The organism is Bacillus sp. 01N45, assembly GCF_056399205.1.
The window spans coordinates 143904-156887 of the sequence record NZ_JBFTQW010000004.1; the positions used below are offsets into that span (position 1 = coordinate 143904).

Below are 12984 nucleotides of genomic sequence, written 5' to 3' on the forward strand. Positions count from 1 at the left end.
TCCTTATAGTATTCTCACTACATTTAAACTTGCCGTAATCGCACCTGCTATAGTCGTCACATGCCCTACACCTAACGGGCCATTTTGTAATATTAATGTTGAATTAGCACTCGTTACATTCACAAGAAGCGTATTTGAAATGGCAGGTTCGATTACTACCGTTGATGTCGTCACATTTTGTATGAAACTCCCTGTTACTTGTGTTCCATTTAATAGCAACCTAACAGATACTGTCTCATTCCCACCAGTCGCGTCCCCTTGGAAATAGTAGCTTACTAAATATATTCCTGGTGTGGATACTGTGACAGTTGTAGCACTAGTTAAAGATACACCAGTTCCATATACAGTGGATCCAGAATTAATTGGGATGTTGGCATTTGCTGCAATTGTACTTGTTGAGGTAGAGAAGAAATAGCCGCCACCTGTTGATATAGCAGACGATCCAGTTGCTCCGGTTAAGCCGGTTGGGCCCGTAGCACCTGTTGGGCCTGTTATTCCCGTTCCCCCTGTTGCTCCTGTTATTCCTTGGATTCCTTGGATTCCTGTCGGTCCTGTTGCACCAGTCGATCCAGTCGCTCCGGTTGCTCCGGTTGCTCCCGTCACACCTTGTGGGCCTTGAATTCCTTGGATTCCTTGTGGGCCTGTTATTCCAGTCACTCCGGTTGCTCCCGTCGGACCCGTTATCCCCTGTGGGCCTTGGATTCCTTGGATTCCTTGTGGACCCGTTACTCCCGTCGATCCAGTCGCTCCCGTTGGTCCGGTTACTCCTTGTGGGCCTTGGATTCCTTGTGGACCTTGAGGGCCCGTTACTCCCGTCGGACCTGTTGCTCCGGTTGCTCCGCTTGGACCCGTCGAGCCAGTTATACCTTGTATGCCTTGAGGTCCAGTTGGGCCTGTTGGACCAATAGGACCTTGAATTCCTTGCAGACCTTGAATTCCCTGTGGACCGGCTGGACCCTGGATTCCTTGTATTCCCTGAATTCCTTGCGGGCCTGTTGCACCCGTTGGACCAGTTGGACCCTCTGGACCTTGCACTCCTTGTATTCCAGTCGCACCGGTTGGACCTATATCCCCTTGTGGACCTTGAATTCCTTGGATTCCTTGAGGACCAGTTGGACCTGTTATACCACTTATCCCTTGCACTCCTTGTAAACCTTGAGGACCGGTTGGACCGAGTGGACCTTGGATTCCTTGCAGACCTTGTAAGCCTGTTGGTCCAGTTGCTCCCATTACTCCTTGCTCACCTTGTATTCCTTGTATTCCTTGTATTCCTTGCGGACCTGTTGGACCAATTGGACCTTGTGCCCCTTGCACTCCTTGTTGACCGGTTGGGCCTGTTGCTCCTATCGGTCCCTGTACTCCTTGTAGACCTTGTAAACCCGTTGGACCTGTTGCTCCCATTACTCCTTGTGGACCTTGAATACCTTGATCACCCGTTGGACCGGTTACCCCCATCGGTCCCTGTACTCCTTGCAAACCTGTTAAACCGGTTGCCCCTGTCGGTCCCTGTATTCCTTGCACTCCTTGAATTCCAGTCGCTCCTGTTGCTCCGGTCGCCCCTGTTGCCCCTGTTGCTCCAGTCGGACCTGTTGGACCTCCCGGTGATCCTGCTGGACCCGTTGGACCTGTTGGGCCTCCTGGTGGACCTGTTGGACCCGTTGCTCCTGTTGGACCTGTTGCAGATCCAGTTGGACCTGTTACTCCCGCCTGACCTGTCGAGCCGGTTGGACCTGGATCTCCTTGCAAGCCAGTTGCCCCTGTTGGGCCTATTACACCTTGCACCCCTTGAATTCCTTGAGAGCCGGTTGGACCGGTTAGACCCATCTCACCTTGTGGACCTTGTAAACCTTGAATGCCAGTTGCTCCTGTTGGTCCCATCGGCCCTTGTGGACCTTGTATTCCTTGAGAACCTGTTGGACCTGTTGGACCAATCGGCCCTTGAATGCCTTGTATTCCTGTTACCCCTTGTAAACCACTACTCCCTAAATTACCTTGAACACCTTGTATACCCGTATTTCCAGTTGGACCAGTTGGACCGATTTCTCCTTGCACTCCTTGTATACCTTGTATTCCGGTTGGGCCGGTTAGACCAATTTCTCCTTGCACTCCTTGTATACCTTGTATTCCGGTTGGACCTGTTTCTCCCATTGGTCCAGGTATTCCTTGTATCCCTTGAATACCTGTTGGACCAGTCGGACCCCTTTCGCCTTGTATACCTTGAACACCTTGAATTCCCCGTGGACCTTGTTCCCCCATCGGACCTTGACTACCTTGAGCACCTTGTGGTCCTGTTAAGCCAGTTGGACCAGTTGGGCCAATTTCTCCCTGCACCCCTTGCACTCCTTGAATTCCTGTCGGACCTGTTGGACCAATTGGTCCTTGTACGCCTTGTATTCCTTGCGGGCCAGTCGGTCCACCTAAAGAACCTGTCGGACCCGTTGGACCTGTTGGCCCCGTAATACCTGACGCCGGAAAAGGAATAGGTGCTTGAAACTTACTACACTTATCTTGATCCCTCACAAGCATCTCCCCCGTTATAACTAACGTGTCAAACTATTTTTAATACATTTAAACTAGCTGTTATCACTCCAGATAATGTCGTTACATGCCCAATAGCTAATGGACCATTTTGCAAAGATAAAGTAGCATTTGAAGAAGTAACATTAATGACCATCGTATTCGAAACCGCTGGTTCTAATACAAAAGTACCTCCTGTAACATAAAAAATAAAACTCCCTGCGACTTGCGTTCCATTTAAAGTAAGACTCACAGAAATCGTTTCATTCCCCCCATTTGGATCACCTTGAAAATAATAGCTTACTAAATATATTCCCGGCGTACTTAACGTTACAGTTGTTGCATTTGTTAAACTGACACCGGAACCAAAAGTTGTAGATCCAGAATTGATTGGTATTAACGCATTCGCTGCAATTGCACTCGTTGAAGTAGAAAAGAAATAACCGCCACCGCTAGGTAAGCCAGTCGCTCCTGTTGCACCTACAATTCCTAAAAAACCTATAGGCCCTTGACTACCAGTTGCTCCAGTAGGTCCCACAGCTCCAATCGGCCCTTGACTACCTTGCGCTCCGGCTGGCCCTTGACTACCACTAACGCCTGTCATTCCACTTACTCCAGTTGGGCCTTGCAAACCTTGAATACCTTGAGTACCTTGTATTCCAGTTACTCCGGTTGCTCCGGTAGGTCCTGTACTTCCTGTACTTCCTTGTATCCCTATAATCCCTTGAACGCCTTGTATCCCTTGTACTCCGGTCGCCCCTGTTGCTCCGGTCGCTCCTGTTTCTCCAGTTACACCCGTAATCCCAACATTTCCTTGTGGTCCTTCGGGTCCCTCGATACCTTGCGCCCCTTGCACTCCTTGTGGGCCTGTTATCCCGCTTTCTCCTATATTCCCTTGAAGGCCTCTAATTCCTTGTGCACCTGTCGGGCCTGTTATTCCTTGTATCCCTTGCATACCTTGAGAACCTTGCGCTCCTGTTGGGCCTACTATACCTTGTGTTCCTTGAGGACCTTGGAGACCGATGGCACCAGTTGGACCGATTATTCCTTGGACTCCTTGAAGACCTTGAGCACCTTGACCACCAGTTAATCCAATTTCCCCTTGTATTCCTTGAGGTCCTTGTATTCCTTGAACGCCAGCTGCTCCTGTTTCCCCTCGTATTCCTTGGGGACCTTGTATCCCTTGTGCTCCAGCTGCTCCTGTTTCCCCTCGTATTCCTTGGGGACCTTGGGCTCCAGCCGCTCCTGTTGTGCCTGTGGGACCGATTATTCCTTGTAACCCTTGTATTCCTTGTGCTCCTGTTGGACCTGTTATCCCTTGTATTCCTTGCACACCTTTAGGACCTTCTGCACCAGTTGGACCGATTTCTCCCTGTGGACCTTGAGTTCCTTGGGGACCTTCTGCGCCAGTTGCTCCTGTTATTCCTTGAACTCCTTGTATTCCTTGTGCACCTTGTACGCCAGCTACACCAATTATCCCTTGAGAACCTTGTGCTCCCCTTGCACCCTGAGCACCAGTGGGACCCGTTATACCTTGTAAACCTTGCGCTCCTATTGCACCAGTTCCCCCTGTTACACCACGTTCACCAGTTTCACCCGTTGGACCTGTTGGTCCCCCAGGTGGACCGGGCGGGCCAGATGGACCAGTCACTCCACTAGAGGGACCAATTGGACCGGTTATTCCTGTTGGTCCTCCAGGTGGACCTTCTGCACCTTGTGTACCAGTAGACCCAGTTGCTCCTGTTATTCCTCGTATTCCTTTTGGTCCTTGAAAACCTGTGGATCCCCTTACTCCTTGTATCCCTTGTATTCCTTGTGGACCTTGAGGACCTATTACCCCTGTTATCCCCTTTATTCCACTTATACCTTGAGGTCCTTGTATTCCAGTAGAACCTGTAGGGCCAGTTACACCTTGTATCCCTTGATCACCTTGGTGCCCTTGCTCTCCAGTAATTCCTTGTATTCCTTGTGGACCTTCTTCTCCTTGTATACCTGTAGTTCCGTCCTCCCCTTGAATTCCTTGAGCTCCTGTTGTTCCTCGCGAACCTTGTATACCTTGAATACCTTGAGAGCCTTGTGGACCCGTTGCTCCTAAAGGCCCAGTGATTCCCGGAGGCCCGACAGGACCTTCATGCCCTCCAGTTGGACCCGTTGGACCACTATTACCAGTAGGACCCGTTGCTCCTATAAGCGGAAGAGGCAGTGCCACTCCAAATTTTTTGCACTTTCTATGATGACGCACAACAATCCCCCTTCCCCAAAATAATTACACCTTTTATATGAAATGCATTTTTATAAGAAAAGTACACCTCTGAACTCATTTTTCAAAAAATAAAGAAGCCTATCATTTCATTTATTTAAAATGATAGGCTTCTTTTTATAAAGCACTTTACTTTCTCGCCTTAATAATAAAGGTAGTCGGCACCATCCTAGCTTTACATAAAGAATAATATTTCGTAGACGGCGCAGCTAACTCTCCATCAAACGAGCTTGATGGTTCAGGCTCTTCTATTCTCTCCATTGTAAATCCCGCTCTATTTAACTCATTTATGTATGTACTTATTTTTCTCTTATATAATGTCGCTTGCACATTTTCCCCTTTAAATGTTTCAAACGTAATAGGTGTTTCCTCATGGTAAGAAGACTTTAAAGCAATTTCTTCTGTACCATACTGTAAATTTGAATATATTGGATGCTCCCAACTAAAGATAAAACTTCCTCCTGGCTTTACATATGAATAAATCAGTTCCAACGTTTTTCGTAAATTCGAAGTCCAACCTAATGCATAAATGGAATATACAATATCAAAATATCCTTTTGGAATATCCGATTCTTCTTCCATTGCTCCGCATATTAACTTTGGATTCCAACACTTTAAAGTTTCATTCGCTGTTTTAATTTGTTCACTTGAAAGATCAAGCCCCCATAACTCTTCCGCACCATGCTCTCCCATATATTGCAGCGAATGCCCACTTCCACATCCAATATCAAGAACCTTTTTATTTCTAATTGAATCGAACATATGAATCTCATCTTCAGACGCCGTATACGGACCATATTTCGGTAAACAATCCACTTGAAAGAAATATGGTGCAACTGTATCCCAACACTTTTTATTTAAAGCTAACATTTGTGTCCCTTTCATATTCTACATTCCCCCATCCAATTTTCTTCCCCTAATATAAATTACACATTATAACCCGATCTCCCTTTTCTCTTCGCCCGATAATTTTTCACTTTCGCAATCGTACCGCACGCTCTTCCTCCTGCTTCTCCAGCATACATACCGCACCATCTTTTACTTCCATTTCGCGAATGATCATAAAATACCCAGCGGCAATCTGGGCATGCTTTTAACCTTCCCCACAAATTTTCTTGAATCGCCATTAAAACCACGCTTAATACTTTTGTATATACATTCTCTTCGTGCACAGGCTCATATGTAATACCTTTCATATCTTCCTTTACATGTACATGAAATGGGTATTTCTCTAACCATTTTTGCAATGATTTTCCGCCTTCAATTGCCACCCGAATATCTTCTCGAAAACTTTTTAATTCCTCTATCGTATGGAATGGAACCTCTTCATGAAAATATTCTTTCATAAAGAGCTTTATATCCTCTTCTGTTTGCAGCATGTCAATTGGCTCTCTCGTATCGTTTGGTATTTTCCATGTATTTAAAAATTCCCGAATATATTCTAATTCATTTGGTGCATTTTGATTCAATTCCATCCACCTTCTTCTTAAAATTTACTTTTTTCTGACTTTATGTATAATTATAATATAAATTAGTTAACCATTAAATAATTTTACTGGTTACAACATTAGGAGGAGTTCTATGAAAAGTTTCTCAATACCGATACGTTTCATGCTTATTTCTTCATTCTTTATGTCTTTTGGCTATTTTGCAGTATACGCATTTTTAGCTATTTATCTATTAAGCTTTCTTCATTTTTCTGCTGTCCAAGTAGGAACAGTGTTGACAGTTATGACAATCACATCAAGAGTTATCCCTTTATTCTCAGGATTAATTGCTGACAAAATAGGCTATATCATTATGATGATAGCCGGATTATTTTTAAGAGGAATCGGATTTATCACTTTAGGAATATGCTCTGATTTCTATACAATTTCTATTTCTTCTGCACTTATTGGCTTCGGAACTGCATTTTACGAACCTGCTGCGCGCGCCATATTCGGCTCACAACCAGCTCATATGAGAAAAAATTTATTTACATATTTAAACCTTAGTTTTAATTGCGGTGCAATAATCGGACCAATTGCAGGAGGGTTCTTACTCTTACTCAATCCCATCTACGCTTTCTCTCTAACAGGATCACTTATGCTGTTATTCGCTTTTATCTTTTACTTACTTAAAAATCACTTTCAAGTCACTACTGAAAACACGTCTATTACATTTGGAATACAGGCTATCTTACAAAACAAGCCTTTTCTTCTGTTTTCATTTATCATGATTTTCTTCTATATTATGTTTACTCAGCTTACTGTCGCACTTCCACTTCATATGAAAAACATTAGTAATAGCAATCAGCTTGCTACACTCGTTATTACGATAAATGCAATGACAGGCGTCATATTTATGGTATTATTTCGTAAACTATTTCATAAATACAATACACTTTCGATTATTAAATACGGTGTTTTATTAATGAGTTTTTCTTTTTTACTCATTCCTTTATTTCCACACCCATATTGGCTATTTATTTGTGTAATTTTATTTACAATTGGCGAAACACTCGTATTACCTAACGCTGATATTGCTATTGCAAATTACAGTAACGAATCATATACAGCTACTTACTTCGGATTTTATCAACTATCACTCGCATTTGGTTTTATCATCGGTAATTATACCGGTACATCTTTTACATCCAACTTAAGCGGAATGTATACACCATGGCTTATTTTCGGTGGAATAGGACTTATTGGTTTTATTTCACTCCATATTTTAAATATAAAAAAAGAGAGCTCTAAAGAAGATATATACCTATGTAATGAGACGAAACATCTTTAACACATTACAATTGAGATGGTACCTTTAGACAAGCAGCCTATAATAAAAAATTCGACCATCATATGTGACAGTCGAATTTTTTTATTCTTCATATTCAAGATGATTATGTCTTTTACAACCAAACAAATAGCAAGCCCCTATATGATAAGTTTCAAATTCTAACCCTGGAACATATCCAGATTTGATACGTTCTATCATTTTTTTATAACAATGATTCTCTTCTGTATATTCCTCAATTAACTCTTTCTTATCTTTTTCTGTCCAGTTTTCTTCTACTTCTTCATTTTGAACATCTTCTATTTCTGCTGTTTTCGCTTCGATAGATTCCTGTATAACTTCATTTATACGGGTGAAATTATTAGCTTTATATAGAGCATAAACAAATCTACCAATCCAATTGGGGCTTTTCCAAACTTCTTTATATCCCTTTTCGAACCATTGAATGGCTTCTTTATAGCAATTCAACTCAACATATAAATCTGCTACATGAATTTCTCCTACAAAATCATCAGATTTCCTGTTAAAAGCATCTAACTTCTCTTTCGCTTCTATCGCTCGCCCTAAATCAATTAAACATTTTACATAGCTATACATGATATAGTCCGAATCCCCCGCAACTCGCAAGAAAAATTCCGAAGCTTTTTCTAACTCTCCAAGGTTATAATGCGCTACAGCTACATTGTGAAATGCTTCATTGGATGGTTGCATCGAAATAGACTTTTGTAATACTTCTTTCGCTTCTTCCCACTTTTCTTGTTTCGTGTAAATTTCCCCTAAGATGTTATAAGGAAAGTATGAGGAAGGATTCAACTTAACAACTTCTTTTATTAATTCAAGAGCTTTAGCATCATTCTCTTCCTCATAAAAGTACATCCAAGCAAGATTATTGAGAGATTGTACACCTCTAGATTCATCTACTGCTAGGTGAAACAGTTTCATTGCTTCCACATATTCATTTTTTTCAAACATTTCAATTGCCTTCTCGTTAATGTTCAAGTAACTACCTCCGAAGTGAATGAATTCATCTATTCCACATCGTTATTTTAATATAAAAAAATTGTAATTTCCATAAAAATAAGTCCTTTCGCCTGTCTACATGTCATCATATAGTTGGATAGCCAATTCATAATGATTTTGACAACACTGCTTTCTACAGAAAATATATACCTACTGGAAAGATACTGATTTAAAACAATAAGTAAACTTTTCAAACCCCTTAAATTGGATATACAGCCTGTTTAAATTTACATATTATGGTACAATTAAAAAGAGTGCTAGCTAAACAGTTACGTTCCACACTAGCAGTCTAGCAATGCCAAAATCAAAAATCACTTGAAATTGGGGGATGTTATGAGAAAGAAATTAAGTGCTCTTCTATTCATCGGAATCATATTATCCGGATGTTCAACTATAGCAGAAAATTCTTTAGAAACTGGAAAAGGCAGTATTGAATTATTAACACCGACGATTACAACAAAAGATAACGAATTAGAATTTAAGACTGAAGGCATTGATGAAAATAAAGTGACGTTTATTTATATCGCCAATAAAAAAGTATTGGAACAAAAAATTAATAATGGCGAATCCTACAAAGTTAACATTAAAGATATCGAGCACGCTCATAGGACAGATTACAAACCAAAAGTTCAACTTTTGCAAACGCAAGATGATCATAAAGATGGAGAGATGGTAACGTTTAAACAAGTTAGATATACAGTTAAAAAAAATTAATTTTATAGGTATTTCATTATAAATGTAACGAACGAAAATTCACTTTTAACAGAGGGTAAATGTAAGGGGTGCTAGCATGAAAAGAAGATGGATTTATTGGTGGATTGGTAACATATTTTGGATTATAACTTTCGGGATATTGGCAGCTATCATTTGGCTAAGAGAGGTTGATGGGACTGGTGTTACTCAAACACCTGAGCTGAAATTAATAGCCTTTATCGTTTTATTAATTGCATTTATATTACCACTAATTATTCAAGTTGTATGGTTACTTGTTAATCTGAGAAAAAGCAGAAAAAAATAACGCAGAAAAAAGAGAGGAATCTTTTTCAATATAGATTCCTCTCTTTTTTCTATGGGGCTTATACTGCACTTTTAAAGCTGCACAACTCCCTTCTCTTTACGATGCATGTTCATCTTTCTTCTTCATTAACGCTCTTTTCTTCATCGCCTTCGTTAAATATCCGCCTTTAAATGAACGGATTTCATAAGAAGACATAAACGCTTTTGGTGCAATTTGATTAATAATTTCTAACAGTTCTTTTTCTCTAGAACGCTTTGCAACGATATCTAAGCGATAACGTATAGAATTAATACCTTCGCCTTCAAATACTGTAACGCCAAATCCTGAGTGACGTAATTCATCTACTAATTCATTACAACGGTCTAGCAAACTAACTTGATACGTAATATAACCAATTGCTAATTTATTCTCTATATAACCGCCTAATAATAGTCCCGTACTAAAGCCAATGACATAGGCAATAATGTTCATCCAATTTGATAAATCTTGAAACACAATACCTAAACTGACAATGTAAATAGCTCCTTCTAACAATCCAACACCAGCAGCGGATCTTGTTTGATTCTTTACAAGCAAAATCGTACGGATTGTCAAAATTGGAACGTAAATAATTTGAAGCACAAAAATAAGTAACGCTTGTAACATTGGTATCCACCTCTTTCAAAAAGTCTTTTGTCATGATAACATACATAACCTTTAGAAATCGATGGGTTTTTTAATTTTTTTTTATTATTTTTCATACTATTGAAAAACGTAAAAAAGAAGCGTATTATATTTGTCGTAAATTTGATTCCTTTCATTAGCTCGCTTTAAACACAAAAAGGAACCCCATTAGGCCCCTTTCATCATAGCTCTATGTTTTTCGAAGCCTGTTCTCTTTGCTTCTCTTCTTCTTTCACTAACTGCACGTTTGCATAAGCTAAATTCGCAATCATTAAAAAGTGACCACCTAAAATGCCTGTACCGAATGCCCACATTTCCATTTCATGCTCAATTTCATACATAATAATAGCTCCTAAAATGGCTGCTGCAAATCGGTTTAAAACTCCTAATCCAGGAGCCTTTTCTTTCATTACGATACTTTTCCCAAGTTTCTCCACTCTGCGAGCCAATAACCAAAGGCAATATGCACTTACAGCTAATCCGATACCAAACCCTGTTACTTGTTTTCCAAACGGAGTAATCGTCCACATAAGTAGTAAACCACTAAAGATCGCATACAATTGTAATCGATATACACGTAAGGCTGCTTGAATCAAAATATCCGCTCCTAATTTCACATTTTTTATACTTTAGAAGAAAAGCAGCAACTTACACAGTTGCTGCTTTCTCTTCTTCTTGCTCTTGTTCCATCTTACGAATTTCAACACGTTTAATTTGGTAAGCATCTTTTTCTAACACTTTAAATTCATAACCTTCCGCCTCAACGTGTTGTCCTTCTTCAATTTCATGATTTTGCATCATAATCCAGCCACCAATTGTATCCACATCATCTTCTTCAATGTGTAATCCAAATAAATCTTTCACTTCGGAGATAAGCACTTTTCCATCAACGATTTTATGGTGCTCATTCACATGCTGAATTGGTGGTGCTTCATCTTCATCATATTCGTCACGAATTTCGCCGACGATTTCCTCCAAGATATCTTCAAGCGTTACAATTCCGGCTGTTCCTCCGTACTCATCATATAAAACAGCCATCGGAATTCGCTTCTTCTGCATTTGAAGTAATAAATCGTGAATTGGAGTTGTTTCCATCACTTCAATAATCGGACGCATATACGTGCGAATCGATGATAAATCTTCTTTATCGTTGTTCATATATCGAATAAAGAAATCTTTTACATTGACCATACCGATAATATCATCTTTATCTTCTCCAAAAATCGGATAACGTGTGTATCGTTCATTTTGGATTACTTTCATGTGTTCTTCTACTGAATCTTCCAGGTAGAAACCAATGATTTCTGTTCGCGGTACCATAATCTCTTTTGCAATACGATTATCAAATTCAAAAATGTTATTTACATACTTGTATTCAGCCTGATTAATTTCGCCACTTTCATAGCTATCTGAAAGGATAAGACGTAATTCTTCCTCTGTATGAGCTACTTCATGTTCTGAAGCTGGTTTTAAACCGAATAAGCCAGTTACAACACGAGCTGAACCGTTTAATACCCAAATAAATGGATACATGACTTTATAGAACATCATTAACGGACCTGCCAATAACAATGTTACTTGTTCAGCCTTTTGAATTGCCATCGTTTTCGGAGCTAATTCCCCTACTACAACGTGTAGATACGTCATTAGCATAAAAGCAAGACCAAATGTTAATACTGATGAGATAGAAGGATTTATGTTCCATTTCTCAAATAACGGGTGTAATAACTTTTCAATTGTCGGTTCACCTAACCAACCTAATCCCATAGCTGTAACTGTAATACCTAATTGACAAGCAGATAAATATTCATCTAAATTTGTTGTTACCTTTTTCGCTGCTAAAGCACCGCGTTTCCCTTCCGCAACAAGCTGATCAATACGACTTGAACGTACCTTTACAATCGCAAACTCTGCTGCTACGAAAAATCCAGTAAATGCGATTAAAATCGCAACCATGACTAAATTAAATATTTCCAATGAATCCCCTTAGTTTAAAAAACTAAGGTGTCCACCTCCTGTATACTATAATGTTTTCTTATTTGTTCATTAGAAAACATAGCCCGATACAAAAATTAAAGAGGTCGGATTTCACTTTTTTCTATAATAATAGAACAAGTGTCTGTATTAAAGCTGTCGTTTGACCAGATAAAGATTTCGATATTTTTTCACGTTGTGAATCAGTCAATCCATCTAAAAGCGGCTTTAACTCCGTTAACTCTGCTTCTAATCGATGAATATGGTCTGTCACTTCATTCACTTGTTTCGAAACGTGTTCATTGATACCGAGCAGCTTCTTCTTCTCCTCGATTTTCTCTTTAATCTCACAAAGCGGCATATGCATTTCTTTGCACTTCTCAATAAATTGTAATGTCTCAAATGCTGTTTCATCGTAATAGCGATAATTAGATTGAGATCGCTCCGCTTTTAAGATTCCTAGATTCGTATAATAATCAATCGTGCGTTTCGACACGTGAGCCATGAGAGCCAACTGTCCGATTCGATACACCTTCCCAACGATCTTCCCCCCTTGTTTATATTACTAACATCATACAATACATAAACTGTACAGTCAAACGTGACGGTTTATTATTCATAATTTATACAAAATTTCACATGCCATCTAAGTATGTAGTATATTCACACTCTATAACTCTATCCATATAGTTAGATTACTATTTTTTCGATATGCCGATACCAAAATATAAAAATGGAATCACACATTCCTTTCAAC

The 12984-nt window shown here is 40.0% G+C and carries 12 protein-coding genes; 3 read left to right on the forward strand and 9 right to left on the reverse strand.

The window, feature by feature from the left end:
- Positions 1-3: 3 nt before the first annotated feature.
- The 4 genes from AC1DMU_RS11245 to AC1DMU_RS11260 all read right to left on the reverse strand — a co-directional run bounded on the left by AC1DMU_RS11245 (position 4) and on the right by AC1DMU_RS11260 (position 6246).
- Positions 4-2526: a BC_3345 family exosporium-associated protein gene (locus AC1DMU_RS11245; protein WP_215558935.1), complete on the reverse strand. Its 2523-nt coding sequence runs from the start codon at positions 2524-2526 to the stop codon at positions 4-6.
- A gap of 22 nt (positions 2527-2548) precedes the next feature.
- Positions 2549-4759, reverse strand: a complete 2211-nt coding sequence (locus tag AC1DMU_RS11250) for a collagen-like protein (RefSeq protein WP_476941501.1) — start codon at positions 4757-4759, stop codon at positions 2549-2551.
- Between the two features lie 147 nt (positions 4760-4906).
- Positions 4907-5662 carry a class I SAM-dependent methyltransferase gene (locus AC1DMU_RS11255; protein ID WP_088064059.1) on the reverse strand — a complete coding sequence of 252 codons (756 nt, stop codon included), beginning with the start codon at positions 5660-5662 and terminating at the stop codon, positions 4907-4909.
- 41 nt (positions 5663-5703) lie between these two features.
- Entirely contained in the window at positions 5704-6246 is a 543-nt protein-coding gene (locus AC1DMU_RS11260; protein ID WP_142291783.1) for a CGNR zinc finger domain-containing protein, read from the reverse strand.
- Between the two features lie 112 nt (positions 6247-6358).
- Between AC1DMU_RS11260 and AC1DMU_RS11265 the strand changes: the two genes are divergently transcribed.
- A complete protein-coding gene (locus AC1DMU_RS11265) occupies positions 6359-7555 on the forward strand; it encodes an MDR family MFS transporter (protein WP_088064061.1) in 1197 nt (398 codons plus the stop codon).
- 81 nt (positions 7556-7636) lie between these two features.
- Here AC1DMU_RS11265 and AC1DMU_RS11270 read toward each other — a convergent pair whose 3' ends face one another.
- Positions 7637-8551: a tetratricopeptide repeat protein gene (locus tag AC1DMU_RS11270; RefSeq protein WP_476941502.1), complete on the reverse strand. Its 915-nt coding sequence runs from the start codon at positions 8549-8551 to the stop codon at positions 7637-7639.
- 354 nt (positions 8552-8905) lie between these two features.
- Between AC1DMU_RS11270 and AC1DMU_RS11275 the strand changes: the two genes are divergently transcribed.
- Both AC1DMU_RS11275 and AC1DMU_RS11280 read left to right on the forward strand, forming a co-directional pair.
- On the forward strand, positions 8906-9286 hold the full coding sequence (locus AC1DMU_RS11275) for a hypothetical protein (protein ID WP_142291784.1): 381 nt from the start codon (positions 8906-8908) through the stop codon (positions 9284-9286).
- 76 nt (positions 9287-9362) lie between these two features.
- Positions 9363-9590, forward strand: a complete 228-nt coding sequence (locus AC1DMU_RS11280) for a DUF3923 family protein (protein ID WP_087984131.1) — start codon at positions 9363-9365, stop codon at positions 9588-9590.
- A gap of 96 nt (positions 9591-9686) precedes the next feature.
- Here AC1DMU_RS11280 and AC1DMU_RS11285 read toward each other — a convergent pair whose 3' ends face one another.
- The 4 genes from AC1DMU_RS11285 to AC1DMU_RS11300 all read right to left on the reverse strand — a co-directional run bounded on the left by AC1DMU_RS11285 (position 9687) and on the right by AC1DMU_RS11300 (position 12759).
- Positions 9687-10235 (reverse strand): DUF2179 domain-containing protein, encoded by a 549-nt coding sequence (locus AC1DMU_RS11285; RefSeq protein ID WP_088064064.1) that lies wholly within the window; start codon positions 10233-10235, stop codon positions 9687-9689.
- Between the two features lie 200 nt (positions 10236-10435).
- Positions 10436-10849 carry an ATP synthase subunit I gene (locus AC1DMU_RS11290; protein WP_048546511.1) on the reverse strand — a complete coding sequence of 138 codons (414 nt, stop codon included), beginning with the start codon at positions 10847-10849 and terminating at the stop codon, positions 10436-10438.
- A gap of 52 nt (positions 10850-10901) precedes the next feature.
- On the reverse strand, positions 10902-12230 hold the full coding sequence (locus AC1DMU_RS11295) for a hemolysin family protein (protein WP_046957914.1): 1329 nt from the start codon (positions 12228-12230) through the stop codon (positions 10902-10904).
- 121 nt (positions 12231-12351) lie between these two features.
- The gene (locus tag AC1DMU_RS11300; protein ID WP_000285638.1) at positions 12352-12759 is read right to left on the reverse strand and encodes a MerR family transcriptional regulator; all 408 of its coding nucleotides are present in this window, start codon (positions 12757-12759) and stop codon (positions 12352-12354) included.
- Positions 12760-12984 lie beyond the last annotated feature (225 nt).